This is a genomic window from Dyadobacter beijingensis DSM 21582, from assembly GCF_000382205.1.
Taxonomy (GTDB): Bacteria; Bacteroidota; Bacteroidia; order Cytophagales; family Spirosomataceae; genus Dyadobacter; species Dyadobacter beijingensis.
Genome location: NZ_KB907794.1, coordinates 144,396 through 170,080, shown reverse-complemented (window position 1 = coordinate 170,080; position 25,685 = coordinate 144,396). Strand labels below are relative to the sequence as shown.

Below are 25,685 nucleotides of genomic sequence, written 5' to 3'. Positions count from 1 at the left end.
TCTTCATCTCTTCTACTTCCAATATGACATGAAAAGAGTTCAAAGTTCAGAGCCAAAAGTCAATGAGTGAGAATCACTCATGAACTTTAAACCGCTGCGGCGGACCGCTCCTAAACGCTCAACTCCACTCAAAGAGCTTGTTGGTGACTATTGGACTGGTGTTCACCTCTTCCCATCCCGAACAGAGAAGTTAAGCCCGGTTCCGCCGATGATACTTGGATCAAACCTGGTAAAGTAGGTAGTCGCCACAATTATTAAAACAAAAAGCATCCCCCAAAAGGATGCTTTTTTGCGTTTAGGGGGGCTTTGTTATCTTACTACCATTGCGACTACCGACTGTATCAGAAAGTAACAACATCGTTAATAGTTATACGCCGGAGCCTCTTTTGAGCACTCTGAACGCACTAGAATTAAGTTCTGATCCGGAAGGTCCAACTCATCCATCAAGCGTCTCTGAGCACGAATTTTAAGCCACATAAGCAAAAAGCCGGTCAGTAGATCGGCTTTGCATTATTATCAATGTTTCTTAATTCTGGTAGATTAGTGTAGCACAGCTCGTGACCTATGCTGCATGAATGCGATCGAAGTATTTAAAATACCTTCTGCATCAAGACCACATTCGTGGTAGAGTTCCGCCGGCTCCCCGTGTTCAACTATGGTATCCGGTATTCCGAGGCGCTTTACCTGGCTGGTGTAGCCGTTATCAATCATGAATTCCAGAACCGCGGTGCCAAATCCGCCTTGTAAGCAGCCATCTTCCAATGTTATGACTCTATCATAGGAAGAAAAGATTTCATGCAGCATGGCTTCATCTAATGGCTTTGCAAACCGCATGTCAAATAAGCCGGCGTGAATGCCCTGCTGTTCGAGTTCGTCGCAGGCTTTTAATGCAAAATTTCCGAGAGGGCCGAACGACAGGATTGCCAGGTCGCTGCCTTCACGTACTTTTCTTCCTTTACCAATCTGAATTTCTTCAAATGGCGTTTTCCATTCAGGCATCACGCCATTGCCTCTTGGGTAGCGGATCGTGAATGCATTTCTACCCGATTGAAAGGATTCCAGCTGCGCGGTGTACATCATATTACGCAGTTCTTGCTCGTTCATCGGGGACGCGACCACCATATTTGGGATACAACGCATAAATGCGATGTCGTAAACACCGTGGTGCGTAGGCCCATCGGCACCTACCAGCCCTGCCCTGTCGAGACAGAAAACAACCGGTAGCTCCTGAATACATACGTCGTGCACGACCTGGTCGTATGCGCGCTGCATAAATGTGGAGTATATATTACAATACACCACATCCCCACGCGTAGCCATACCTGCCGAGAATGTAACCGCGTGCTGCTCGGCAATACCTACATCGAATGCTCTTTCCGGAATAGCTTCCATCATGATGTTCAATGAAGAACCGGATGGCATTGCGGGTGTAATGCCGACGATCTTCGGATTTTGTTTCGCCAGCTCGACGATGGTATGGCCGAATACATCCTGGTATTTGGGCGCCTGAGGCGTGTCGTATACTTTCTTCTTGATTTCCCCCGTGATCTTGTCAAAAACGCCGGGAGCGTGCCATTTTGTTTGGTCTTTCTCCGCCGGGCCATAACCCTTACCTTTCACAGTAAGACAATGCAACAGCTTGGGACCTGGGATGTTTTTAAGGTCTTTAAGTACCTCGGTCAGGTGGCCGACGTCATTGCCGTCGATCGGACCGAAATAGCGTAACCCGAGCGATTCGAACAGGTTGCTTTGGCGCAAGATTGCCGTTTTCATGGCAGTTTCTACCTTTGAAACGATCTCCTGCGCACTTTTGCCGAAATTGCTCATTTTGCCGAGCAGGTTCCAAACCTCGTCCTTGAACTTGTTATAAGTCTGAGAAGTCGTAATATCGGTCAGGTATTCCTTGAGCGCACCGACGTTCGGGTCGATGGCCATACAGTTGTCATTGAGGATGATCAGCAGGTTGGAATCCGTAGCACCGGCATGGTTCATGCCTTCAAAGGCCAGGCCGGCCGTCATGGCACCGTCGCCTATAATGGCGATGTGCTGGCGCTCGAAGTTCTTTTCCAATGCGGACGCTACCGCCATTCCCAGCGCGGACGAAATAGACGTAGACGAGTGTCCTACTCCAAATGCATCGTAAATGCTCTCTTTTCTTTTTGGAAAACCGGAAAGACCGCCGTAAGTGCGGTTGGAATGAAAATCATCGCGGCGCCCTGTGAGGATCTTGTGGCCGTAAGCCTGGTGGCCTACATCCCACACCAACTGATCATCGGGCGTGTTGAAAACGTAATGCAAGGCTACGCTCAATTCCACCACACCCAGACTGGCACCGAAGTGCCCGCCGTACACAGACACATTATCTATAATAAATTGCCTTAACTCATTGCAAACCTGCGGAAGCTGAGAACTGTCCAGTTTTCGAAGATCTTCGGGAGAATCTATTGTTGCTAATAATTTTCCTGGCGTTATAAGCATACCGTAGGGCTATTGAATCAAATTTACTAGCTGTCCGCTTTATTAAATAGTCACAAAATTAAGCAAATACGCAATACGACTGACTATTATTTTTGCTGGCTCGCCTTGAACAACTTTTGCTTTTCCTCCCTCGTAAGGCTTTCGTAGCCCGATTTCGAGATTTTATCCAGGATCGAATCGATCTCCATCTGGTCCGGCATTTCGATCGTGCCCGATGATGAAGACGAATATACGCTCGTACTGCGGTACACCTGCCGTTCACGGTAGGTCACCTGCATCGAAGGTCGTTTGCGGAAAATACGCGACCATACTGCCAGCAACCCATAAACAGGCTTGCCGAGATCTGTCCCGTTTTGCAGCAATTTGATGAATATATAACCTGTAAATGCCCCGCCCAAATGCGCCAGGTTACCGCCTGCATTGGGGCCAACGGTTTGTGCCAGTGACAGGATAATGTAGAACAGTGCAATGAATTTGATACGTACCGGTCCGAGAAAGATCAGGTTAAATGTATAATTCGGGAGCAACGTAGATGCACCTACGGCTACCGAAAATGCGGCTGCCGAAGCACCCAGCATTCTGGAACCTTCGATATGCGCCTGAAAATAAGGCAACAGGTTGTACAACACGATGTAAATCAAGCCGCCGGCAATACCGCCCAGCATGTAAAGCGCAACTACCCTTTTGGCACCGAGATATTCATCCACCAGCTTGCCGAACCAGTACAGGAACAGCATATTGAACAGAATGTGAAAGATATCGTCGTGGGTAAAAAAGTAGGTGATGAGCGTCCAGGGCTTGTAAATGAATTCCTGCGTCGCAGCTGGGAGCTGCAACATGTTGATCACCAGGGCGTATACGTTAGAAGATTGGGATAGGGTAAGTACAATCTTCATGAGCAGCAGGATCAGGAATACTGCTGTATTTATTAGGATAATCTTGACCAGTGCATTCTCGGATTTCGCGAACTCCCGTTTTACGTCGTCAACAATATTGCTCATCTTCTAATAGAAATTTGATTTTTGCGTACCCCAGTAACGCAACAATATATATGCAAATAGCATTCCTCCAACGTGCGCGAAGTGGGCAACATTGTCGGATTGAGCATTTTGTATTCCTGAATACAATTCAAAAAGCCCATAAAATGCGACGAAATATTTCGCTTTGATGGGGAAAGGCACAAACAGGAGAAAAAGCTCGGTGTTTGGAAACAACAAACCAAACGCCATCAGAATGCCGAAAATCGCACCCGAAGCGCCCACCATCGGAATGCCGATGGCGATCTGGTACACAGCCTGTACATCCTTAATACTCTGTTGAATATACAGTGAATTAGTGGGATTTACTTCAAAATCATTTACAAATTGGAGCCGCGAATCGTAATAGGGTGCAGCATGCTTGCTCAGGAAGTCTGCGAAGCCGTCAGGTGTGGGGTTTTGGGTATATATCTCAACAGCCTGCGCCAGTTGCCAGTTCTCATAAAGACCTATCCCCGAGAACAAAAGCCCCGCTCCGATGCCCGTCACGAAGTAGAATATCAGAAAGCGCTTCGGCCCCCATATCCTTTCCAGCAAAGGTCCGAACATAATCAGACCGAACATATTACTGAACAAATGCCCCAGGCCGCTGTGCAGGAACATGTAGCTCACAAACTGGAAAATGTGAAAATCGGGCGATAGCACCGGCATCAGCGCAAATAGCCCTTTCAGTTGAAAAACGGAAGAATCTATAAAATAGAAGAGAACATTCAGGATCAGTAAATTTCTTACCGTGGGGGTTATGGCTAACATATTTAATTCAGATTCAAATATTTACCTTCAATAAACTGTGTGCGGTCCGTTTTTGTTCTCAGTTCCGGAATATATTCGCGAGCTTGTCCATCGTCAGTAAAACGATGATAGGCTCCCCGCCGGGTGTCCGGTTCGGGTCGGAAGATGAAAACAGCTGGTTCATCAATGTATGTATCTCCATATGCGACAATTTGACCGCATAACGCACCGAAAACCGCTTCGCCAGCGACCTGGAAAGGCTCTCCGGCTTGTTTAGTTTGAGGTCGGAATAACTCTGTTTGAGTTGCTCGATGAGCTCTTCGAATAAATCCTGTTCGCTTTCTTCCGGCAAATCGGCCGGAATGCCGCGGATGATCAGCTCATTCAAACCGAACTCGTCGAACTCGAAGCCCAGGCTGCGGATTTCCTTTTTCGTCTCGTGTACAAGCTGCATATCCGAATGCGTGAGCCGGATCGTTTTCGGGAAAAGCAGCTGCTGGCAAGCCCCGTTGCGGTTAATGAGCATCTTACGATATCTTTCGTAGAGAATGCGTTCATAGGCCGCCTTCTGATCGATGAGCATAATTCCGTCTTTTACCTGAGATAAAATATAGCGGTTGTGGAGCTGGAACAGCAATGCGTCGGCTTCCGGTGCGGCCACTACTTCGGACGCCATCCGGTTGACCTTACTCGCCACCGTTTTGGCCTGCTCCTGGTACACCGGGCGCGATACGGCAGGTGTATTCATTTCAAATGCGGCCAGTTCGCGGTGCCGGTCCTCCGTATTTTGCAGCCCTTCGAAAAGCTTGCTCCAATTCGTCAGGTTCGATTTGGAAGCGCCGCCCTCGCTCTTGCGCGGCTGTGCGGCCCAGTCGGGCATCACCGTGCGCGGGATCAGGTTGTTGTTTGTTTCGTTCGGTGTTGGATTGAGAAAATTGATATTTTCTTCAAAATCGATCGATTGCGACAGATTGTAGACGCCTACCGCCTTCTTCACTGCGGCCATGATGATCGCATATACCGAGCGCTCGTCGTCGAATTTGATCTCTGTTTTAGTCGGGTGAATGTTAATGTCAATATGCGAAGGGTCGATGTCAATAAACAACACGTAAAACGGATGGCTGCCTTCCGGGATCGTCCCGTCGAATGCGCTGATCACCGCGTGGTGCATGTAGTTATGCTTGATAAACCGGTCGTTCACGAAAAAGAACTGCTCACCGCGCGTTTTGCGGGCAAATTCGGGCTTGCCGATATAGCCGCGGACCTTAATGTACGAAGTGTCTTCCTGGCAGAATGCGAGCTGCTCGCGGTAGCTTTTGCCGTAAATGTCGATGATCCGCTTCACCAGTTTCACCGGCAGCAGGTTGAAAACTTCGGTGTCGTTGTGATGGAGTGTAAAGCCGACCTCGGGATTCGCCAGCGCCACACGCTGGAACTCGTCTAGCACGTGCCGCATTTCCACTGAATTGGATTTCAGAAAGTTGCGGCGCGCCGGCACATTGAAAAACAGGTTTCGGATGGAAAAATTGGTGCCTTTCGGGCAAGCCACCGGCTCCTGCGTTTTAATATCCGACCCATCGATGCGGATTAATGTGCCTATTTCATTCTCTTCCCGACGTGTCCGGAGCTCCACCTGTGCTACCGCGGCAATGGAAGCCAATGCCTCGCCGCGGAAACCCATGGTCCTGATCCTGAACAAATCTTCCGACTGCCTGATTTTGGAAGTAGCGTGTCTTTCAAAGCTCATCCGCGCATCCGTTTCCGACATTCCGGTTCCATTGTCGATCACCTGGATCAGCGTTCGGCCAGCCTCCCGGAGTATCACCTGCACCTGTGTCGCCTTCGCATCGATCGCGTTTTCCATGAGCTCCTTTACCACTGAAGCGGGCCGCTGAACGACCTCTCCCGCGGCAATCTGGTTGGCTATGGAATCGGGTAATAGTTGTATGATGTCGGATGAAGGCATGTCGGAAGTGGCAGTTAACTTTACTATAACAAATAAACAAAAATTTTTTTTACTGCCTGGCTTGTCGTGGCGGGTAACAAACGGGGGCCATTTGCTTTTCCATAAATCCCAATTGAAATAATTACATTAATTATTCAAATTTTATAGAAAATTTGGACGTTATTGAAGTAAATACTTGTTGACAATGAATTAATTGTATAACTTGGGATACATAAACCGATGAAATTTAAGCAACCCGATCCTTTATGAAAACGCCAATTAGCAAGAGATTTAATTTTACCATGGCACTGCAATGGCTCATCTTCCTACCCATTATCCTGCCTTTATGCGTCGTTTTCGGCGCTTTGCAGGGAGTGATGAATATGGTGGAAAAAATGGCACACAGGATGTGGGCTGATATGGAATTGTAATAGAAACAACAACTTATTGATTGATATATCAGGTAGATATAAAGTAAAAGAGCCCGGAAAATTTCCGGGCTCTTTTTGTTGGCGGCTGCCGCTTAAAACTTCCAGCGAACAAATGCTTCCATCGCTTCGTACTCCGCAAGGCCGAGCGAGTCGTACAGATGCGCAGTACCACGGTTCCGCTCTTCGGCACGCTGCCAGAATTCGCGGGAGTCTTCGCCCTGGAATACCACACCGTCTTTCTGCGACTGGTGTTTGAAAATACCCTGGCGTTTTTTCAGTACCTGGTCGGGGCTCATTGGTACGGCCATTTCGATTTCGTAAATGTCCCACTCAGCCCATGCGCCGCGGTACAGCCATACCCAGCAATCTTTCATGAAATTCTTATGCTTTGAGCGCTGCAGAGCCGCTTCGATCGCGTCCCAGCAAACTTTGTGCGTTCCGTGCGGATCGGCGAAGTCGCCGGCTGCGTAGATCTGGTGCGGTTTGATCTCCTCGATCAGGTTCTCGATGATCTTGATATCGTCTTCGCCGATCGGCTTTTTCTGCACGGTACCGGTTTCGTAGAATGGCATATCCAGGAAGTGCGCCTGGCTTGTCGGGATGCCTACGAAACGGCACGTAGCCTTCGCTTCACCGCGACGGATCAGACCTTTTACCTTGCGGACCTCGGGGCTGTCGATTTCGCTGTTTTTGGTATGCCTCAAAAACTCCTTGGCATCCAGGAACAATTTATTTGCATCCGGGCTGTCGATACCGAAGCCGGTGTTGAAATCCACGACGAAATCGATGAAACGCAATGCTTCGTCGTCGGCTACGGCGATGTTACCGGAAGTCTGGTAAGCCACGTGTACTTCGTGTCCCTGGTCGACGAGGCGCTGGAAAGTACCACCCATTGAGATGATATCGTCGTCAGGGTGCGGGCTGAAAATCAGTACGCGTTTTTTCGCAGGCTGTGCACGCTCCGGACGATGCGTGTCGTCCGCATTGGGTTTACCACCCGGCCAGCCGGTAATGGTATGCTGCAACTGGTTGAATACGTTGATATTGATCTCGTAGCAAGCACCATATTGTGCCAGCAAGTCGCTCATACCATTATCGTTGTAATCCTTGTCGGTCAGTTTCAGGATTGGTTTTTTCAAGGTTTGCGACAAATGCGTTACCGCTTTCTTGATCATTTTATTATCCCAGATCACCGAATCCACCGCCCAAGGTGTTTTAATGCGGGTCAGTTCGGATGCGGCGCTTTCGTCTACTACAAAGCTCACATCGGCGTGTGCTTGCAAGTACGAAGCCGGGTTTAGCTCGGTTACAGGGCCTTCCACGGCGCTTTTGATCACCGAAGCTTTTCTTTCACCCCAGGCCAGCAATACAACGCGGCGTGCATTCAGGATCGGAGCCACACCCAATGTGATCGCTTTGCGCGGCACATTGTGCAGTCCGCCGAATTCCATGCTCGCGGCAGCGCGGGTAGAATGGTCGAGCGTGATGAGGCGGGTATGCGAGTTGATAAGCGAGCCCGGTTCGTTGAAACCGATGTGGCCGTTACCCCCGATACCGAGCAACTGGAAATCCAGTCCGCCCACGGCGTTTATTTTATTTTCGTAGGAAGCACAGTAATCGCGCAGCAATGGCGCCGGTACGGTACCATCCGGCAGGAAATAGTTTTCTTTGGGAATGTCTACGTGATCGAACAGCTGCTCTTTCATGAACCGGTGGTAGCTGTAAATGGAATCAGGCTCCATTTGATAGTACTCATCCAGGTTGAAAGAAATTACATTCTTGAAGCTCAAACCTTCTTCGCGGTGCATACGTACGAGGATCGCGTACACCGTCTTCGGTGAAGAACCGGTGGCGAGTCCCAGCACGCAAGGCTTTCCTTCCTTTTGTTTCTGGCGGATGAGGTCCGAGATCTCTTTCGCTACCGCATAAGACGCTTCTTTCGAATCGGCAAAAATCTGCGTCGGGATTTTTTCATAGGTAATGGGTTGCCCTATGGTGCCGGAAGTGCCTTTTCCATTATTGGAAGCTTGCATCAGGATTGTTTGTGGACTTACCGCTTGTTGGCTCATAACTAAATGTTGAATGATGTAAGAGTTTCGTGAATAGAATTAAACCGCAAGTTACTCATGTGTTCGATCACGCACGAACGATTCGACCACAAAAGTACAACGGAAAACAATTATTCTTAAAATAATTTAAGAAATAACTTACAGTTAAAATTACGCCTGCCGCCTGTCTTTAGGCTATTTGCCTCTGTAATGCTTATCAGCCCGTTGGCACTTTAAATATAAAGTAAGTGTTAATATTTTATTCCAAAATAATTGCTTGTATTTTTGCGGCTTATTCCGAAATATCACACCATTTTTTCTGACAAATCCCATGTCTACACTCACCAGCGTTGAACGCGACACCGCCATTTTTGATCTGATCAACAGAGAAAAACATCGCCAGGAGTCTGGTATCGAACTGATCGCTTCTGAAAACTTCACGTCACGCCAGGTAATGGAGGCGTCGGGGAGTGTATTGACCAACAAATATGCAGAAGGTCTTCCGGGCAAACGTTACTACGGTGGTTGCGAGGTCGTTGACGAAATCGAACAGATTGCGATCGACCGTTTGAAAGAGCTTTTCGGCGCTACCTGGGCCAACGTACAGCCACACTCGGGAGCACAAGCCAATACCGCCGTTTTCCTTGCTTGCCTGAATCCCGGCGACAAGATCATGGGCTTCAACCTCGCACACGGAGGTCACCTTACCCACGGCTCGCCTGTGAACATTTCAGGTAAATATTTCCAGCCGGTATTTTATGGCGTGGAAGCAGAAACCGGTCTGATCGACTGGGATAAGGTTGAGGAGACCGCATTGAAGGAGCGTCCGAAGCTTTTGATCTGCGGCGCGTCTGCGTATAGCCGTGACTGGGATTACGAACGCCTGCGTGCGGTGGCCGACAAAATCGGTGCATTGTTGATGGCCGATATTTCCCACCCGGCGGGTCTGATCGCGAAAGGACTTTTGAAAGATCCGTTCGATCACTGCCACATTGTTACCACAACTACGCACAAAACATTGCGCGGCCCACGCGGCGGTGTGATCATGATGCGCAACGACTTCGAAAACCCGTTCGGTATCAAAACTCCGAAAGGCGCGCTGCGTACGATGTCGTCATTGCTGGATTCGGGCGTATTCCCGGGTACACAAGGCGGACCTTTGGAGCACATTATCGCAGCCAAAGCCGTTGCATTCGGAGAAGCATTGAGCGAAGGATATTATAATTACGCCACCCAGGTTGCCAAAAATGCACAGGCGATGGCCAAAGCATTTGTGGACAAAGGTTACCGGATTATCTCAGGCGGTACCGACAACCACCTGATGCTGATCGACCTCCGTACGAAAAACGGCATCGAATCGGGCTTGACTGGTAAACTGGCTGAAAATACGTTGATCAAAGCCGACATTACCATTAATAAAAACATGGTTCCTTTCGACGACAAATCGCCGATGGTAACCTCGGGTATGCGTGTAGGAACGGCTGCAATGACGACCCGCGGATTGGTTGAGGCAGATATGGAGCGCATCGTTGACCTGGTTGATACCGTTTTGGTCAACAACGACAACGACGCGAAAATCGCTGCGGTAAAAACAGAAGTAAACGAATGGATGAAGCAATATCCATTGTATTAATGTTCAATAGTAATGCAGAATGCTGCGCGGTGACTCCGGTTACCGCGCAGTTTTTGTTTTCGGGCAGGTTAATGCGTTGACTTACAAATCAAAGGGCTCTTCATGCATTTGTCACCGAAAGCCTTTCGTTCATTATTGGTTAGCCGGAAACATATAACACAAAGAATTGTGTCCTAACTTGTTTTGACTTAATAAGTTTTTCATAACTTTGCACTCCAAAATCGAATTAATTGATATGAGCAAGAAAAATCCGGGCGAACCCGGGATTGAAATCATCGAATCTCCGGAGGCATTAGCGGGTCAGATCAATAAAGCAGAGGTTTTTTTCCTAAAAAACCGTAAGGTTGTTCTTGGAATTGGAGGGGCTATTCTGGTTGCTATCGTTGGCTTTGCAGGTTACCGTTTTTATATAGATGGTCAGGAAGGCACCGCACAGAATGCACTTGCAAGTGTTGTTTACGATTTTGAAGCCGATTCTCTGCAAAAAGCACTGAACGGAGCCGGTGGTAACGAAGGACTTTTGTCTATCGCCGACAATTATAAAGGAACCGACGCCAGCAACCTCGCCAGCTTCTACGCAGGTGTAGCATTGCTGAAACAGGGCAAATACGACGACGCGATCAGCCGCCTTCAATCATTCAGCTCTTCCGATCTGTTGATCCACGCACGCGCACAATCGTTGATCGGTGACGCATATCTCGAAAAAAATCAGCCTGCCGAGGCGATCTCATACTACCAGAAAGCAGCTGACTATGAGAAAAACGAATATTTTACACCAGTTTACCTGATGAAGCTCGCACTCGCGCAAGAAAAGGCTAACCAGCCTGCTGACGCGGTGGCTTCCTATAAACGTGTTGTTGACGAGTTCCCACTCTCCTCGGAAGTGGTGAATGCCAAGAAATATATGGGATTATTAGAGGGACAGGTCGGCAAATAATGGTTAACCATTCTGTTTCTGAAAAAGGATAAAGCCGACCTGGGTTTTATCCTTTTTTTATTCATCTAATCCGGATTTTTGAAGTAATACCTTTTATAAACTCCTTGAAAATCAACTACCATGTCAAGTGCCGATAAAAATCTGAGCGTATTCACGACGGAAGGGCTTCCCGATATCAGTAATAAAAAATTCGCGATCCTCGTGGCCGAATGGAACAGCGAGGTCACCGAGAAGCTTTTCGAAGGCGCATATCAAACGCTGATCACCTACGGGGCGCTCCCGGCGAATATCGTCAGAGGTAATGTACCGGGCAGCTTCGAGCTTACGATGGGTTCCCAATGGTTCGCACAGCGCGCCGACATCGATGCGGTCATCGCATTGGGCGTCGTGATCCAGGGCGAAACCAAGCATAATGATTATATCAACCACGCAGTAGCGCAGGGTATCACCAACGTGAGCCTGAAATACGACAAACCTGTCATTTTCGGCGTACTGACGCCTAACAATATGGAACAGGCATTGGAACGCTCGGGCGGCGTGCATGGCAACAAGGGCGACGAAGCGGCGATGACGGCGATCAAGATGGTCGGCCTTAAGGCGCAGGCTGTTGCCGGTCAGGCGTAGTCTGTCGTTGTCAGGTGCGGTCACAAGTCTTTAGAATGGGGTTTGTTAAAACAATACCTAACTATCAATGACCATGCCTGACCATCCATGACAACCTCCTGACGGCACCTGACAAAAAATAATTCATTCAAAATTCAATCATTCAAAACTAGTTATGCAAGTCTGGAAATTTGGCGGTACTTCGGTAGGGAAGCCTGAGCGTATGCACTCAATCCGCGAACTCCTCAACAATGATCCTAATCGTAAAATTGTGGTATTGTCGGCATTGTCCGGTTCTACCAATGCGCTGATCGCTATCGGAGAAGCGGCCAAATCGTATGACGATGCCAAGGCTGCGGCTTTGATTGAAGAGTTGAAAAACCACTACGATCTGTTTATCAAGGAATTGTATTCAACGCCGGAAGGATTGGCGGCTGGTCAGCAGATCGTAGATGCCGAGTTTGGATTTATCAAATCGGTGGTAGGCGTGAAGCCGTTTACGATCAAGCAGGAGAAGGAACTCGTTGCGGAAGGTGAAATATTGAGTACCAAAATGTTCCAGGCTTATCTCGAAGAAAAAGGAGAAAGCTCGGTGTTGCTTCCCGCGTTGGATTTCATGCGTATCGACGCCGACGGCGAGCCGGAACTGGCGACGATCGAGGAAAAACTGGTGACGATTTTGAACCAGTATACCGACAAGCAGACGATCGTAACCCAGGGCTTCATTTGCCGCAATCCGCGCGAAGAAGTGGACAACCTGAAAAGGGGTGGTTCGGATTACACGGCGTCACTGATCGGCGGTGCGATCCGTGCGGACGAGATCCAGATCTGGACCGATATCGACGGTATGCATAACAACGACCCGCGCATTGTGAAACGCACCTTCCCGATCCGCGAGCTGACGTTCGAAGAGGCAGCTGAGCTGGCATACTTCGGGGCGAAAATCCTGCATCCAAGCACGATTACCCCTGCCAAATTGCGCGGCGTACCGGTTCGTTTGAAAAACACCATGCAGCCCGAAGCTCCGGGAACGCTCATCGCAACCCAGACCTCTGACCGCGATATCAAGGCCATCGCTGCGAAGGACAATATCACGGCGATCTACATTCACTCGACGCGTATGCTGAATGCTTACGGCTTCCTGCGCAGGGTGTTCGAGATCTTCGAAAAATATAAAACACCGGTGGACATGATCACGACCTCCGAAGTATCGGTGTCGGTAACGATCGATAACTCGGAAAACCTGGAACAGATCAGCGCCGAATTGCGTGAATTCGCTGATTTGGAGGAACATGACCGTGATCAGAACATCATTTGCATCGTGGGTAATTTCAGCGCCGACAAAGAGGGTATCGCCCTTAAGGTGCTCGACGCGATGAAAAATATTCCTATACGAATGATTTCGTACGGCGCTTCGGAGCACAACCTTTCGTTGCTGATTCATTCAAAATATAAAGCGGAAGCGCTGAATGTCCTGAACGAGCGCTTGTTCTTTTACGAGGATGCGATGAAGGACATTTTCACCGCGCCTTGATTTTCAAAGCATTCAAAATACTAAAAAGCTGATCGCCGACAGCCGACAGCGCACAGCCAATGTTACAAACGAATTTTATCCGCGAAAACCGCGAACTGACCATCGCGGGACTGACGAAAAAGCATTTCAAGGATGCCGAACAAGCGGTAGACCGCATTATAGAGCTGGATAGCAAGCGCCGTCAGGTCCAGCAGGAGCTGGACGACGTGCTAGCCGCATCCAACAACAAAGCCAAGGAAATCGGTGCATTGATGAAGGCTGGCCAAAAAGCCGAGGCAGAAGCCGCCAAAGCCGACACCGCCGCATTGAAAGAGCGTTCCAAAGCATTGGAGGAAGAGCACAAGGCATTCGAGGAAAGCTTGCTGCAAGAGTTGGTAAAATTGCCAAATCTCCCGCACGAGAGCGTGCCCGAAGGCCGCACTGCCGACGATAATGTGACCGTCCTCGAAGCCGGTATCAAGCCGACATTGCACGAAGGCGCATTGCCGCACTGGGACCTGATCAAAAAGCTGGGCGGAAGCCAGGCACCGATCATCGATTTCGAGCTCGGCAACAAAATTGCCGGCGCGGGTTTCCCGGTGTACAAAGGCAAGGCCGCGCGTCTGCAGCGCGCGATGATCGCATTCTTCCTCAGCGAGGCGGGTAATGCAGGTTATACCGAAATACAACCGCCGATCGTCGTGAATGCGGATTCTGGCTTTGCAACGGGCCAGTTGCCGGACAAGGAAGGCCAGATGTACCACGCCACTGTGGACGATCTATACCTGATTCCCACCGCCGAGGTGCCCGTTACCAACCTCTACCGCGATGTGATCGTAGCCGAAAGCGAATTGCCTGTGAAGAATGCCGCATTCACGCCGTGCTTCCGCAGGGAAGCGGGCAGTTGGGGTGCGCACGTACGCGGGTTGAACCGCTTGCACCAGTTTGATAAGGTGGAAATCGTACAGATCAACAAGCCGGAGGAATCTTACAAAGCCCTCGATGAAATGGTGGAGCACGTCAAAAGCCTCCTCGAAAAGCTGGAATTGCCTTACCGCATTCTTCGCTTGTGCGGCGGCGACATGGGTTTCACTTCCGCATTGACCTACGATTTCGAAGTATGGTCGGCCGGGCAGCAGCGCTGGCTGGAATGTAGTTCTGTTTCAAATTTTGAGACTTACCAGGCCAACCGCTTGAAACTGCGCTACAAGAATGCCGATAAAAAGACGCAGCTGCTTCACACATTGAACGGCTCCGCATTGGCATTGCCGCGCATTCTGGCCGCATTGCTGGAAAACAACCAGCAGGCCGACGGAACCGTGAAAGTACCGGCCGTTCTGGTACCATTCTGCGGCTTCGATGTGATCGAATAGGATATTTGAATGCAAATTGCAAAAGGCTCTCATTCCAGTGAGGGCCTTTTTGCGTTTTGGAGTAATGCGGTAACGCCGGTCTGCTCCATAATGAGCCTTCCTACTTTTTCAAATGCCGCACCTTCCTCGATTTTGAACGTGTTTTGAAACCCGTTTTCGTTAATGCGGGTGCGAAAGCATCGGAAGCTGATGGCCGGCTGCGCGGTATATTGCGCGATAAGCTCGTGCAGGTGAGTAGAAACGAGGAAATAGGAGCCGCCGAAGTCGGAAAAACCGTCCAGCACTGTTTTGGAACAATGCAAGGCGTCCTCCTGATTGGTACCGCGGAATAATTCATCCACGATCACAAAGCATTTCTCTCCATCGCTCAATGCCTTTGAAATCTCTTTGATACGCATCATTTCATTATAAAAATGGCTGAAACCCTGGTCGAGGTCGTCGGAGAGATGAATGGAGGTGAAGAGCCGTTGGATAAATGGCAGGTAGAGCGATTTTGCGGGCACTGGCCAGCCCAAATGCGCCAGGTAGACCAGGACACCGCACGCTTTGAGAAAGGTCGTCTTACCGCTCGTATTCGCGCCGGTGAGGATGCATACGGGGTTGTTACTTTCCAATTCAAGGTCATTTGGAACAGGATCGGTGATCAGCGGATGCCAGGCATTTTCAATGCGGAAGTTTTTGGAATGTATATCAAAATGGGGAAATGATAGCTGATGTCGTCTGGCTGTTTTGACAATCGCCAGACAAGTGTCCAGCTTGTAAAGCGTGTCGAGCATTTGCCTGAATTTATCCCGGTGGCTGATCCGAAAATGATAGTCAAGGTAGAAGATCGAGCGATTGGACAGTTTCCTGTCGTTCTTTTTCAAAAAGATGGATAGGATGGGAGAAAAGATAAATTTTCGGAGCTCGTCAATGTCGTCGGAAATTTCCTCGGGAATGGCCATTTCCGCAAGGTGGTCCAAAGTGGATTGAACCGCTCTCACCAGCCGCAGTGTTGCCAGCACGCCGCTTTGAATGCGGTAATATTCGCCTTTGTTCCGCTTCGAGTACAGCCAGGTGTCAAACCAATGTACAACTGCATCCTGCGACATCGAATGTGCTACACTTAATGCATAGTAGCTTTCCGCAGCCGCTGCATAAGCTTTCGCGATGTTTACCTGCCATGCAGCCGGGCGGGTTGCGATTGCCTTTAACAAGTCCTGGAAACGGATAATGTCTTCGGGCGTTGCTTTCGGTCTGCTGATAATGCTTCTGAGATAGTCGGCGCCGCCGAGCGTTTCGGTGTGGTTGTAGAAGGCGAAAATGCTGGCTGTCCGGCTGTTTTCCGGAAGGAGTTGTAGTTCGTGCAGGGTGTGGCGGTCGACGGGCTGCATTCGGGGCAGTTTTGGTATTCCCAAATGTAGAAACCGCTGTCGACAGCCAGCCGTTAAAGAAAGTTAAACTTCGTGCTTTTTAGGGAATGCGAGCCAGATGAAATAGCCCGTTAAAATGACGATAGCCGTCTGCATGGAGTAGTCGATCAGCAGCTCTGTGGATGCGGTGGTATCCGAAGGCGTCATGTAGCATGGCATGCCGAGGCGCCACCAGTACGAGGGATGCACGACGCAGAGCAGATTGAATACGAATAGGATCGTAACCTGTGTTTTGTTCTTCCAGTCAATCACATAGAACACCAGCGGAAGCAGGAACAGGAAAATATAATTGCTATAAGCGCTTTGCTGTACGATCATCATCGTAGCGTACAAAACGATCCAGACTTTGGAAAGCATCACCCTGAAATCGGCATAGCGCAGGCGCCAGGCGGCCAGGCAGGCTAGCCCTACGGACGCTACCAGCCCGATCCAGTTCCAGAATTTTTCCCCGACACCAATATTATTGTAAAACCAGGGATTCAACACGGAAGGAATGTTGGGCGCACGCAGGGTTTTCGCTTCGTCCAGCGGCTGCATGAATTCCAACCCCACGAGCGGGTACAGTACCGCCAGCGAAATAATGCCGATGATGGCAATAGGGATCACAAAGCGTACTTTTTGTTTTTCCAATAAAAACAATGGCACCATGATGAGCACGAAAATGGCCTTGGTCATCAACAAACCTATGGCGAGAATGGCCGCATACCACTCCACCCGCAACGTACGCTCACGCACGAGGTAGGCGAGCGTCACGAAAAGCCACATCCATACATCCTCCTGCGCGCCGATCACGCATAGCACGAGCGAGCCGGGGAGCAGCAGGTAAATGAGCGCCCGGAACAGGAATGCACCGCGCGTTTGGAATGGCCTGAAAAAATGGTAGGAAACGAGCAATGCCACGCCGTCCATGACCGCCATCGTGAGGACGATCATTTTCGGGCTGTACCAGAGTTTGAGCCAGATGCCGAGGAAATAGGCGTAAAGCGGGGAGTAGGGCGACCAGAAATCGCGGTACACGACCTGGCCTAACGAAGCCTTGCTGCCTTCGTCCCAGAAACCGTTCACGTCGGAAGTCGGCTCCATATTGGCGACGAGGTACACGGCGATAAATGGAAGCAGCCGCAGGATAATCCACGCGACAGAGAGCACGGCGTTGGCGGATTTCTTTTCCAGCCAGTCGGTCAATGCGTCTTTTTTGAATAACAATGCGGCCGTGACGAGCAATGCGGCAATGCTGATGGCGGTTTTGGCAAGGATAATGTTCATGCCGTCGCCAGGTTTTGCGTCGGAACCACTTTGCGGAATGTTTCGCGGAGAATCCACAGGAAGCAGAGCACATTCAGGATCTGCAATACATACTCAAAGAGGTAGGATGCATTGGCAAACATGCCCAATGAGGTGTATGCGGGCTGTTTGATATAAACCCACACAAATGGCTGCACCACCGTGAGCCAGTTCAATGCAAGGAGCACCACTACGTGCGCGGTTTTGCGGATATCGATGATTTCGAACAGAACGGCCATCAGATAGGCGATCACGTAAGCGCCCATCGCGCTGGCCTGGAAGAGCATCATGCACACGAAAACGGCGATAAACAGGCCGGGTAATACTTCGCTGATGTGCCGATGCCGGGCTTTGAATGCCATGTAAACCGGGATGAAAACGGTAAATAGCAGCCCGAACCAGTTGATCAGCGTCGATTTCTTTTCGTCCACATGGAAAACGATTTCCACGAAAGGTCTTAGTACCGAAAACAGGTTAGGCGTCATGAGCTGCTCCGTATGCCGGATGGGCATCAGGAACAGGTCGCCGATCTGCCAGTAGAGGAAACCCACCGCCGGTAGCCCGATAGCCGCCATAACGAGGAGCATTTTAACGGGTTTTTTCACCATCACCAGCAATGCAGGCAGCAGGAATATGAAGGTAACCTTGATCGTCAGCAGCGTCATCGCGTACAAAATACCGATACCGACCTCGTAATTGGCCCTGTTTTTAATGGTATAACGCCAGATCAGCAGCGCAGCGCCCCAGAACCAGACTTCTTCCTGCCCATCGACGAGGATGTACATGAATGCGGCCGGCAGCATGAAATAAATGCTGGCCAGTTGCAGCGCTTTCGGGCTTCTGGATTTATATGTATCGTAAGTGAGCCAGAGAATAGCGGTTTCCATGAGCACCATAAACAGCACGATCGCCCGCGCATTGTGCCAGATCCAGACGGGGATGCTGATAATGTAGGCGTACAGCGGCGCGTGATACGACCAGAAATCACGGTAGACGAAACCACCGGCCTTGGCGCCTTCGGCTTTGTAGAAAAAGAAAGGAATGTCGCCGCGCGGCTCTTCGTTGATAATAAGGAAGATGCCGATCCAGGGAATGAGCCTGAAAAGCACGAAACCCAGGGTGAAAATCAGTTTATCGTTTTCCTGCTGCCATTTTGAAAAAAGATCCGAACGGCTGATGGTCCAGATAATTCCGATAGTCAATGCAAGGTTGATGAGCAGCTTAATGTAAAAAACGGTAAGAACGGGCATGTGTAGCAGTCGTGATCAGTGCGCAAACATAATAAGTTTTAACCGGTTAGGAAATGTATGCTTGCATACCTTTTTTGTAATTCCTATTTTTAAAAATCTTCATCCTCAAAAATCAACGTCTTCTATGTCAGCTTCCCAACCACTTTCCGGAATGGATTTCAACCTCAGTGAAGAGCACCTGGCCGTGCAGGCCGCTGCACGCGATTTTGCACAAACGGAGTTGCTGCCCGGCGTGATCGAGCGTGACACGGCGCAGCATTTCGATCCGATACTGTTGCGCAAAATGGCTGAGATGGGTTTCATGGGCATGATGGTCGCGCCCGAATACGGCGGCGGGGGCATGGATACGCTCGCATATGTACTCGCGGTAGAGGAAATTTCGAAGGTAGATGCCTCTGCCGGGGTGATCATGTCGGTGAATAATTCGCTGGTGTGCTGGGGATTGGAAAAGTATGGGACGGAGGCGCAGAAGCAGCAGTACCTGACACGCCTCGCGTCGGGGGAAATCGTCGGCGCATTCTGCCTGTCTGAGCCGGAAGCGGGTTCGGACGCCACGTCGCAGCATACTACTGCATTTGCCAGTGGCGACCATTACTTATTGAACGGCACAAAAAACTGGATTACCAACGGGAATACCTCGTCGGTATGCCTCGTGATTGCGCAAACCCATCCGGAATTGAAACACAAAGGCATTAATGTTTTTATCGTCGAAAAAGGCTGGGCGGGTTTTTCGGTGGGCAGGAAAGAAGATAAAATGGGTATAAGGGCCTCAGATACACATACTTTGATGTTTTCGGACGTAGAAGTGCCTGCGGAGAACCGGATCGGGGAGGACGGCTTCGGTTTTCGCTTTGCGATGAATGTGCTGAATGGCGGCCGCATCGGCATTGCCGCGCAGGCGCTGGGGATCGCGGCGGGCGCTTTTGAGCTTTCCTTGAAATATTCCAAGGAGCGGAGGACATTCGGCAAACCCATTGCAGAGCACCAGGCGATCCAGTTCAAATTGTCCGAAATGGCGACGAAAATTGAGGCCGCCCGGTTACTTGTTTACAAGGCGGCACGATGGAAAGATGAAGGAAAAGACTACATCCAGGCCGCGGCGATGGCAAAATTGTATGCATCCGAAGTAGCCATGTGGGTGACAACAGAAGCCGTCCAGGTGCACGGAGGCTACGGTTATGTGAAGGAGTACCACGTAGAAAGGCTCATGCGCGATGCTAAAATCACACAGATTTATGAAGGTACCTCCGAAATCCAAAAACTCGTCATCGCCCGGGAGCTTCTTAAATAATTAGTAATTCCCCTAAAAGTCGATTTTATTCTGAATCTTGGATTAAAATAATATCAAAATATCACTTTTTTTTAAATTTTTGTGAAACTATACTTGTATTAGTTTTGTACAATTTATTAGATTTGTACAAAATTCGAAAAATCGGTCAAAACGACCCTTAAATATATCAAGTATGGAAGACTATAATAAGATTATTGAGTCGTTGGGGGTGAAATTTGTGAAGGCCCGTCATATCAGGATTTTACAGCCCATCACAATCAAGAATTTCTATGACGTACAGAACTCCCTGACCATTCTGTACGATGGCGAAGTTTCTTTCGGTTCCGAAGAGTCGCAGAAGGTTGAGGAAGGGGATATGCTCTTTATTCCGGGCGGAAAGCACGCTACCGTGACGTATGGTAACACGGCCACGGCCAAAACCGTATCGAACGAAGAGTTCATGACCAACCGGGACAACTATATCGAGGCAGGCCATGATCCCGCATTGATCGGCAAATTGCCTAACTCGTTCGGATTGATCTCTTTCGAGGCAAAGGTGTTCGATACCGTTAACTTCTTTACCTCCCTGGACGTGCCCCCGTTCCTGATCAAACGCGACGATCAGATTGCGGCGACGATCAACCAGATCCTGACGGAAGACATGCTCGATACGCCCGGAAAAGGCCGTATTATCAAGATCAAAACCGAAGAGGTGGTGATCGAAATCATCCGTTATATTTTGAAAAACAAACTGTTCGTGGAGCAGCTTGTTACCAATAGTACCTATTTTAAAGATCCTCGCCTGATCGACATTTTCGCTTACATCAAAGACAACCTGGGCGGCGACCTGTCGAACAAAGTGCTCGCGAACGTAGCGAACGTTTCAGAGGATTATGTAGGCCAGTATTTCAAAATGCTGACAGGTATTAACCCACAGGATTATATCGAGTACCAGCGCATGGAAAAGGCTGTGGACCTGCTCCGCACGTCGAAGAAAAGCATCCGCGCGATCGGTTCCGATGTGGGTTACAAAGACACCGCGTATTTCTGCCGCCGCTTCAAGATGATGTTCGGTATCCCGGCCGGGAAAATGCGCCGTCGCGAATCGCTGATGAATGTTTAGAATGTAATGTTAGACTATAATTGAAAAAGAGAACTGGTTCCAGTTCTCTTTTTTTGTGTCCTTATCTTCAAACGGCAGTTTTCATTGAGCAGGTGTCAGCTGCACCGTGGCCACCTTCCACCTCCCGCCCGAGCGTACGCACACGCTCGTGTACGCGACATTGCCGTTGAAGCCGTTGTTCTGTATCCGTGCGCTCACATTCCAAAGCCCCTGCACGACGGTCACATCCCCGTACGTGCGCGAGCGCGTGCCCGTGAGCATGCCCGAGTCGACAACGATGAAGCCTTGCGATACGGCCTGCTGCAATGCGCGGGCATCGATGGTGGAGCCGTTGAAATTGGTGACGGTAAAATCGTTTGAAACGAGATTCCCCATGGCATTGGCGTCTTCTTCCAGCAATGCTTTAAAAAACAAATTCGAACAATCCGTACCGTCGATCGGCTGGTTGTTTTGCGCAAGCACCGGGATAGCCGCGAGTGCCAGCAGGAAGGTGAGGAGTTGTTTCATATTCTCGTGTCGTGTGGCTAGATTCGCCTCTGTTTTTGAATGAACGAATCAGTACAATGAAATTATCTATAAAAATCCTTTTGAGCGCATTGGTTTGCCTTACAATGGCCTGTTCCAGCGCCCCCGATAAATTAGGCAATCTCGACCTTAAAAAATGGCGAGGCGACCGCGGAGGCTGCAATGATGTGCGCAAAGGCCTGGAAGCCGATTTTAAGGGCGTCGAAGACGAGTTGAAAGGAAAGTTTGCCGATACGATCGGGGAATTGCTCGGCCGGCCCGACATTCACCAGCTGGGTGAGCGTAATACGAAGTTCTACGTATATTACCTCAGCAAAGGCCCGCAATGCGAGAACATGCAGGCAAAATCGGAATCGCGGAAGGTGATTCTGAAATTCAACGCGGTAGGGTTGCTGTCCGAAATTACCTACCAGGACAGGCCGTTATAAATAAAACTTCTTGATTTTGATCAGCTGCTCCACAGGCTCCGGCACCATGTACCGGATCGACTGGCCGTTTTTGATGCAGCCTCTCAAAAATGTTGCGGAAATATCGAGCAGCGGCGCCTGTACGAAACGCACATTGGGATGGTTACCGAATGCGTGCGCTTTGGAATTGGGGCGCGGGTAAACGTATAGCCCGGTGTATTCGAGGATTTTCTCGTAATTCTTCCAGTTGGGAAACTGCGCCAGATTGTCTTCGCCCATGATCAGCCTGAATTCGTGCTGCGGGTATTTCTCCTGCAAACGCACGAGCGTGTCGATGGTATAACTAGGCTTGGGCATGTGGAACTCTATGTCGTTCGCCCGAAGCAATGCATTATCCGAAATGGCGCGCTGCACGAGGTCGAAACGGTCGAACTCGTGTAACAGGCTGCTGTTTTTTTTAAATGGGTTCTGCGGGCTGACGATAAACCAGACCTGTTCGAGGTCGGTAGTAGTGGCCATCGTGTTGGCGATGATCAGGTGGCCCACATGGATAGGATTGAACGATCCGAAAAACAGGCCGACTTTCATCGCTGGCAATAAGATTAGGATTGAATGAATTTCTGAACGAGCTCTTCCGCCTGGGTAAGCGCCTCTTCCAGATGATCATTGACGAGGACCTGATCAAATTCATGTTCGAAACTTTGTTCGTATCGAACTTTCGCCAGGCGGGTTGCAAGGGTTTCGGGGGTTTCGGTCCCACGTCGTGCAAGGCGGCGTTTGATTTCTTCGTCGGAGGTAACCTTCACGAATACGGCGAGTGCGGCATCACCGTATGCTTCTTTCAGCTTTAAACCTCCTTTCACGTCCACATCGAAGAGCACGTGTTTGCCTTCGTCCCAAAGGCGTTGTATTTCGGCTTTCAACGTGCCGTAGTAATTACCGGCGTAAACTTCTTCCCATTCCGCGAACTGCTGATCTGCAATTTTTTGGCGAAAATCCTGTAAGGTCAGGAAGTAATAATCTTTGCCATCTATCTCGTGCTCACGCCGTGTGCGCGTACATGCGGAGACAGAAAATGCCAGTTGCTGTGTGTATTTATTTAAAAGATGCCTTACAATAGTGGTCTTTCCGGATCCGGAAGGGGCAGAAAATATGATAAGCTTACCTTTCACTCGAACAGATTAACTGTTAATTTTTGACATGATTGTATTAAGAATGCTCTCCGGGCAAGGTTTCTTCACAATTTTCAGGGTGAGGGAATCCTTGATGCACTTTTCCAGGCGGTAAGCCTCGATACAAGGGATGCATTTGTCCATGTTTTCGCGGAAGTGGTCCTTCTCTGCTTCGCTCGCCTCGTCATCCAGGATCGCCTGAATGATTTTCATACACTCAGCATGATGCTCGCAGGTATGCTTCATTTGTTTTTGCGCAACTTCTGTTACAGAAGGCGTCGTGGAAGATGCATTCATTAGTTAAAATGAAAAAAGAATAATGGAATATATGTACAGTTGTACCCTATAACCGAAGAGGTTGCAAAAAAAGTTTCACAACCTATGAATCATATCCCATTGAACTCGCGTAGCTTCTGAGTTTTTCTTTCAGGAGGTTACGCGCACGGTGCAATCGCGACCTCACGGTTCCGATCGGAATGTCCAGGATTTTGGCCATCTCTTCGTAAGTGAACCCTTCGATGTCGCAGAGGATGATAACCGTTCTGAAGTCGACAGGCAGGGCATTGAGCGCATTAGCAACCTCATCGCCGATCAGTTCCTGTACAGCATCGGCACGGAGGTCTACGGTATAAGTGGTATCGGATGCTTCCTCGGAATTATAGGTCGTTTCAACTTCCTGATAATCAACTTTGGAAGGTTCTTTACTTTTTTTACGGTAGTCGTTGATGAAGCTGTTTTTGAGGATTCTGAAAAGCCAGGCTTTGGCATTCGTACCCTGCTCGAAGGAAGATATAAAACGGAACGCTTTCAGATATGTATCTTGAACCAGGTCATTCGCATCGTCTTCGTCCATTGTAAGGCGGAAGGCGAAGTTGTACATGGAGTCAATGTGTGGCATGAACTCGCGGTTAAATACTTCATAACGAAGATCGTCCGTGTATTCATTAGTCGTGAGCGTTTCTGACATGGCAACTAACATAGGAATGCTGAATTTACAAAGATTAATAACAGCTCCAATTCGTACAAATTAAAATTTGATAAATGGCTGATTGGAGCGCCCTAACTGCCCTTTTTTCACGATGAAAACGGTGCCGCCTCTTATCGTTAATTTAATGTTACTACATCAAATTCCGAGCCAAAAAGCCGGTTCGGTCAAAATGTCATGCTAGCGTTTGGAGAAGAGTTCCAGCAGGATAATGAGGATCGTCGTGAACAATGCGCTGGCACCGATGCGGATCAGCGTGTAAAGGATCATTCCAAAGTTGTTCATCTCCATCAGGAACAGCATGGAATGGTGTAGTAGTATTAATGGAAAAATGTAGGAAACGAACTGCCCGAACCCCTGCGCGCGTATCCCTACTTCCGCGCGCTCTGCCCCGCGCGACTTCATCTGGTAATGGATCAGGAATGGCCTCAGGTAAGCGATCAAAACGGTAGCAGACGCGTGCATACCGAACGTATTCGAGAATACATCCACGATAAAACCGATCGCAAAGGCGATCAGCAGCGCATACATGCGGTCCATATCCGCCGGCAGCAGCAGGATGCCCGCAATGTAAATGAAGCAGAACGCGTAATTGAACAGCACGATATTCCGCATGAAGAAGATCTGCAAAAACAGGTAAAGCAGGATCATCAGGGAATATTGTATGGCCTCGCGTAAGCTCATTTCTTAGGATCTATGGTTCTTAGTTTAAGGTTTTCCTGTTCTACAAGTTGGTGATTTTGTACCACATACACGTATGACAGGTTCCGGAAGTCGGTGGCGAGACGAAGCGTGATGTTATAAAATGTCTGGTTCGGGTTCACAGCCACCGTTTCTACTTTTCCGACCATGATGTTCGGCGGAAAGACCGAGTTTTGGTCAGACGTCACCGCCGAGTCGCCCTTGAAAACTTTGGTATACTTCGAAACGTCGATCATGTCGATGAGGTTGGGGTCTTTTCCATCCCATTTGGCATAACCGATTTCCTTGCTCCGGATCAGCTTGGACGAAACCATGAAGTTCGAATGCAGGATCGAGGTGATTACCGAATAATGTTCCGAGCAGAACCGCACTTTTCCGACAACGCCCGTCGCCGAAATGACGCCCATACCGGGTTTAATGCCATGCGCCGTGCCCTTGTCGATGGTAATGACGTTGTTCGCCTTGTTGGTTTCATTGTCTACCACTTTCGCCACCGTGTAGGTAAAACGCGCCGCGAACGCGGAATCCGGCACATAACCCGCCGGAGACTGGGTGGCGTTCGTCTGGCTGAGCCGCGCTACCTGCGCGTGCAGATGTGCATTCTCGCTCGCAAGGTCGGCATTGATCTCGTTGAGCTTGGTATAGTCTCGTACCGAGTTCGAAAAAGCGAGCGTTTTGGCTACGTAGTAATTCGAAGTATTGAAATAAGTAGCTCCCCAGTAGGTGTTGTTGCGCACGATCAGCCATACACTGAGCACTTCCAGCAACACAAATACCAAAAAGAAACGATTCCGGACGACGAAATCAACGAGTTGGAGCATGGGG

The 25,685-nt window shown here is 49.4% G+C and carries 24 protein-coding genes and 1 rRNA gene; 10 read left to right on the top strand and 15 right to left on the bottom strand.

The features are described from left to right. The first annotated feature begins 139 nt into the window (after window positions 1-139). Window positions 140-251 (top strand): 5S ribosomal RNA (gene rrf / locus H144_RS0131055). Window positions 252-540: 289 nt separating this feature from the next. Here the strand turns inward: rrf and dxs are convergent. The 4 genes from dxs to mutL form a co-directional block, all read right to left on the bottom strand. After that, the gene (dxs, locus tag H144_RS0131050) at window positions 541-2,478 is read right to left on the bottom strand and encodes a 1-deoxy-D-xylulose-5-phosphate synthase (protein WP_026351140.1); all 1,938 of its coding nucleotides are present in this window, start codon (window positions 2,476-2,478) and stop codon (window positions 541-543) included. Between the two features lie 86 nt (window positions 2,479-2,564). Continuing rightward, window positions 2,565-3,479, bottom strand: a complete 915-nt coding sequence (locus tag H144_RS0131045; RefSeq protein ID WP_019946037.1) for a rhomboid family intramembrane serine protease — start codon at window positions 3,477-3,479, stop codon at window positions 2,565-2,567. Between the two features lie 3 nt (window positions 3,480-3,482). Next, complete coding sequence (locus H144_RS0131040; protein ID WP_019946036.1) at window positions 3,483-4,268, bottom strand: rhomboid family intramembrane serine protease; 786 nt, start codon at window positions 4,266-4,268, stop codon at window positions 3,483-3,485. A 58-nt stretch (window positions 4,269-4,326) separates the two neighbouring features. After that, on the bottom strand, window positions 4,327-6,213 hold the full coding sequence (mutL, locus tag H144_RS0131035) for a DNA mismatch repair endonuclease MutL (protein WP_019946035.1): 1,887 nt from the start codon (window positions 6,211-6,213) through the stop codon (window positions 4,327-4,329). A 245-nt stretch (window positions 6,214-6,458) separates the two neighbouring features. Between mutL and H144_RS34680 the strand changes: the two genes are divergently transcribed. Further along, window positions 6,459-6,623, top strand: coding sequence for a hypothetical protein (locus H144_RS34680; protein ID WP_019946034.1), 165 nt, complete (start codon window positions 6,459-6,461; stop codon window positions 6,621-6,623). A 92-nt stretch (window positions 6,624-6,715) separates the two neighbouring features. Here the strand turns inward: H144_RS34680 and nagB are convergent, their stop codons facing one another. After that, window positions 6,716-8,656, bottom strand: a complete 1,941-nt coding sequence (gene nagB / locus H144_RS0131025; RefSeq protein WP_026351139.1) for a glucosamine-6-phosphate deaminase — start codon at window positions 8,654-8,656, stop codon at window positions 6,716-6,718. A gap of 346 nt (window positions 8,657-9,002) precedes the next feature. On the opposite strand from nagB, the gene glyA reads away from it, so the two are divergent. The 5 genes from glyA to serS all read left to right on the top strand — a co-directional run bounded on the left by glyA (window position 9,003) and on the right by serS (window position 14,730). Then, the gene (gene glyA, locus H144_RS0131020) at window positions 9,003-10,304 is read left to right on the top strand and encodes a serine hydroxymethyltransferase (protein ID WP_019946032.1); all 1,302 of its coding nucleotides are present in this window, start codon (window positions 9,003-9,005) and stop codon (window positions 10,302-10,304) included. A 235-nt stretch (window positions 10,305-10,539) separates the two neighbouring features. Next, window positions 10,540-11,241 carry a tetratricopeptide repeat protein gene (locus tag H144_RS0131015; RefSeq protein ID WP_019946031.1) on the top strand — a complete coding sequence of 234 codons (702 nt, stop codon included), beginning with the start codon at window positions 10,540-10,542 and terminating at the stop codon, window positions 11,239-11,241. Window positions 11,242-11,361: 120 nt separating this feature from the next. Continuing rightward, window positions 11,362-11,865: a 6,7-dimethyl-8-ribityllumazine synthase gene (ribH, locus tag H144_RS0131010; protein WP_019946030.1), complete on the top strand. Its 504-nt coding sequence runs from the start codon at window positions 11,362-11,364 to the stop codon at window positions 11,863-11,865. A gap of 154 nt (window positions 11,866-12,019) precedes the next feature. After that, window positions 12,020-13,378 (top strand): aspartate kinase, encoded by a 1,359-nt coding sequence (locus tag H144_RS0131005; protein ID WP_019946029.1) that lies wholly within the window; start codon window positions 12,020-12,022, stop codon window positions 13,376-13,378. 59 nt (window positions 13,379-13,437) lie between these two features. Then, window positions 13,438-14,730, top strand: a complete 1,293-nt coding sequence (serS, locus tag H144_RS0131000) for a serine--tRNA ligase (protein WP_019946028.1) — start codon at window positions 13,438-13,440, stop codon at window positions 14,728-14,730. A gap of 29 nt (window positions 14,731-14,759) precedes the next feature. Here the strand turns inward: serS and H144_RS0130995 are convergent, their stop codons facing one another. The 3 genes from H144_RS0130995 to H144_RS0130985 all read right to left on the bottom strand — a co-directional run bounded on the left by H144_RS0130995 (window position 14,760) and on the right by H144_RS0130985 (window position 18,676). Next, window positions 14,760-16,103 carry a MutS-related protein gene (locus H144_RS0130995; protein WP_019946027.1) on the bottom strand — a complete coding sequence of 448 codons (1,344 nt, stop codon included), beginning with the start codon at window positions 16,101-16,103 and terminating at the stop codon, window positions 14,760-14,762. A 63-nt stretch (window positions 16,104-16,166) separates the two neighbouring features. Next, window positions 16,167-17,408, bottom strand: coding sequence for a hypothetical protein (locus tag H144_RS0130990; protein WP_019946026.1), 1,242 nt, complete (start codon window positions 17,406-17,408; stop codon window positions 16,167-16,169). Then, on the bottom strand, window positions 17,405-18,676 hold the full coding sequence (locus H144_RS0130985) for a hypothetical protein (RefSeq protein ID WP_019946025.1): 1,272 nt from the start codon (window positions 18,674-18,676) through the stop codon (window positions 17,405-17,407). Before H144_RS0130985 ends, H144_RS0130990 begins: the two co-directional genes overlap by 4 nt. Window positions 18,677-18,827: 151 nt before the next feature. Between H144_RS0130985 and H144_RS0130980 the strand changes: the two genes are divergently transcribed. Together H144_RS0130980 and H144_RS0130975 are read left to right on the top strand one after the other, a co-directional pair. Further along, a complete protein-coding gene (locus H144_RS0130980) occupies window positions 18,828-19,967 on the top strand; it encodes an acyl-CoA dehydrogenase (protein ID WP_019946024.1) in 1,140 nt (379 codons plus the stop codon). A 172-nt stretch (window positions 19,968-20,139) separates the two neighbouring features. Continuing rightward, on the top strand, window positions 20,140-21,069 hold the full coding sequence (locus H144_RS0130975; RefSeq protein ID WP_019946023.1) for a helix-turn-helix domain-containing protein: 930 nt from the start codon (window positions 20,140-20,142) through the stop codon (window positions 21,067-21,069). An 81-nt stretch (window positions 21,070-21,150) separates the two neighbouring features. On the opposite strand, the gene H144_RS0130970 is transcribed toward H144_RS0130975, so the two are convergent. Beyond that, the gene (locus H144_RS0130970) at window positions 21,151-21,576 is read right to left on the bottom strand and encodes a nuclear transport factor 2 family protein (RefSeq protein WP_019946022.1); all 426 of its coding nucleotides are present in this window, start codon (window positions 21,574-21,576) and stop codon (window positions 21,151-21,153) included. Between the two features lie 104 nt (window positions 21,577-21,680). On the opposite strand from H144_RS0130970, the gene H144_RS0130965 reads away from it, so the two are divergent. Beyond that, the gene (locus H144_RS0130965) at window positions 21,681-22,022 is read left to right on the top strand and encodes a hypothetical protein (protein ID WP_019946021.1); all 342 of its coding nucleotides are present in this window, start codon (window positions 21,681-21,683) and stop codon (window positions 22,020-22,022) included. Here H144_RS0130965 and nadD read toward each other — a convergent pair. The 6 genes from nadD to mreC all read right to left on the bottom strand — a co-directional run bounded on the left by nadD (window position 22,017) and on the right by mreC (window position 25,681). Beyond that, window positions 22,017-22,589, bottom strand: coding sequence for a nicotinate (nicotinamide) nucleotide adenylyltransferase (gene nadD / locus H144_RS0130960; RefSeq protein WP_019946020.1), 573 nt, complete (start codon window positions 22,587-22,589; stop codon window positions 22,017-22,019). The genes H144_RS0130965 and nadD overlap by 6 nt on opposite strands. Window positions 22,590-22,603: 14 nt before the next feature. Continuing rightward, a complete protein-coding gene (gene gmk, locus H144_RS0130955) occupies window positions 22,604-23,173 on the bottom strand; it encodes a guanylate kinase (RefSeq protein ID WP_019946019.1) in 570 nt (189 codons plus the stop codon). Between the two features lie 9 nt (window positions 23,174-23,182). After that, window positions 23,183-23,386, bottom strand: a complete 204-nt coding sequence (locus tag H144_RS0130950; protein ID WP_157505265.1) for a phosphohydrolase — start codon at window positions 23,384-23,386, stop codon at window positions 23,183-23,185. 166 nt (window positions 23,387-23,552) lie between these two features. Further along, window positions 23,553-24,152 (bottom strand): sigma-70 family RNA polymerase sigma factor, encoded by a 600-nt coding sequence (locus H144_RS0130945; protein WP_015813277.1) that lies wholly within the window; start codon window positions 24,150-24,152, stop codon window positions 23,553-23,555. Between the two features lie 186 nt (window positions 24,153-24,338). Then, on the bottom strand, window positions 24,339-24,842 hold the full coding sequence (locus H144_RS0130940; protein WP_026351137.1) for a hypothetical protein: 504 nt from the start codon (window positions 24,840-24,842) through the stop codon (window positions 24,339-24,341). Continuing rightward, a complete protein-coding gene (gene mreC, locus H144_RS0130935) occupies window positions 24,839-25,681 on the bottom strand; it encodes a rod shape-determining protein MreC (RefSeq protein WP_019946015.1) in 843 nt (280 codons plus the stop codon). The genes H144_RS0130940 and mreC overlap by 4 nt, the downstream gene beginning before the upstream one ends. Window positions 25,682-25,685 lie beyond the last annotated feature (4 nt).

What these genes read in the sequence shown, in the direction of transcription:
- dxs (WP_026351140.1), bottom strand. Translation starts at nt 2,478, where the DNA reads ATGCTTATAACGCCAGGAAAATTATTAGCAACAATAGATTCTCCCGAA.
- H144_RS0131045 (WP_019946037.1), bottom strand. Translation starts at nt 3,479, where the DNA reads ATGAGCAATATTGTTGACGACGTAAAACGGGAGTTCGCGAAATCCGAG.
- H144_RS0131040 (WP_019946036.1), bottom strand. Translation starts at nt 4,268, where the DNA reads ATGTTAGCCATAACCCCCACGGTAAGAAATTTACTGATCCTGAATGTT.
- mutL (WP_019946035.1), bottom strand. Translation starts at nt 6,213, where the DNA reads ATGCCTTCATCCGACATCATACAACTATTACCCGATTCCATAGCCAAC.
- H144_RS34680 (WP_019946034.1), top strand. Translation starts at nt 6,459, where the DNA reads ATGAAAACGCCAATTAGCAAGAGATTTAATTTTACCATGGCACTGCAA.
- nagB (WP_026351139.1), bottom strand. Translation starts at nt 8,656, where the DNA reads ATGCAAGCTTCCAATAATGGAAAAGGCACTTCCGGCACCATAGGGCAA.
- glyA (WP_019946032.1), top strand. Translation starts at nt 9,003, where the DNA reads ATGTCTACACTCACCAGCGTTGAACGCGACACCGCCATTTTTGATCTG.
- H144_RS0131015 (WP_019946031.1), top strand. Translation starts at nt 10,540, where the DNA reads ATGAGCAAGAAAAATCCGGGCGAACCCGGGATTGAAATCATCGAATCT.
- ribH (WP_019946030.1), top strand. Translation starts at nt 11,362, where the DNA reads ATGTCAAGTGCCGATAAAAATCTGAGCGTATTCACGACGGAAGGGCTT.
- H144_RS0131005 (WP_019946029.1), top strand. Translation starts at nt 12,020, where the DNA reads ATGCAAGTCTGGAAATTTGGCGGTACTTCGGTAGGGAAGCCTGAGCGT.
- serS (WP_019946028.1), top strand. Translation starts at nt 13,438, where the DNA reads ATGTTACAAACGAATTTTATCCGCGAAAACCGCGAACTGACCATCGCG.
- H144_RS0130995 (WP_019946027.1), bottom strand. Translation starts at nt 16,103, where the DNA reads ATGCAGCCCGTCGACCGCCACACCCTGCACGAACTACAACTCCTTCCG.
- H144_RS0130990 (WP_019946026.1), bottom strand. Translation starts at nt 17,408, where the DNA reads ATGAACATTATCCTTGCCAAAACCGCCATCAGCATTGCCGCATTGCTC.
- H144_RS0130985 (WP_019946025.1), bottom strand. Translation starts at nt 18,676, where the DNA reads ATGCCCGTTCTTACCGTTTTTTACATTAAGCTGCTCATCAACCTTGCA.
- H144_RS0130980 (WP_019946024.1), top strand. Translation starts at nt 18,828, where the DNA reads ATGGATTTCAACCTCAGTGAAGAGCACCTGGCCGTGCAGGCCGCTGCA.
- H144_RS0130975 (WP_019946023.1), top strand. Translation starts at nt 20,140, where the DNA reads ATGGAAGACTATAATAAGATTATTGAGTCGTTGGGGGTGAAATTTGTG.
- H144_RS0130970 (WP_019946022.1), bottom strand. Translation starts at nt 21,576, where the DNA reads ATGAAACAACTCCTCACCTTCCTGCTGGCACTCGCGGCTATCCCGGTG.
- H144_RS0130965 (WP_019946021.1), top strand. Translation starts at nt 21,681, where the DNA reads ATGGCCTGTTCCAGCGCCCCCGATAAATTAGGCAATCTCGACCTTAAA.
- nadD (WP_019946020.1), bottom strand. Translation starts at nt 22,589, where the DNA reads ATGAAAGTCGGCCTGTTTTTCGGATCGTTCAATCCTATCCATGTGGGC.
- H144_RS0130950 (WP_157505265.1), bottom strand. Translation starts at nt 23,386, where the DNA reads ATGAAAATCATTCAGGCGATCCTGGATGACGAGGCGAGCGAAGCAGAG.
- H144_RS0130945 (WP_015813277.1), bottom strand. Translation starts at nt 24,152, where the DNA reads ATGTTAGTTGCCATGTCAGAAACGCTCACGACTAATGAATACACGGAC.
- H144_RS0130940 (WP_026351137.1), bottom strand. Translation starts at nt 24,842, where the DNA reads ATGAGCTTACGCGAGGCCATACAATATTCCCTGATGATCCTGCTTTAC.
- mreC (WP_019946015.1), bottom strand. Translation starts at nt 25,681, where the DNA reads ATGCTCCAACTCGTTGATTTCGTCGTCCGGAATCGTTTCTTTTTGGTA.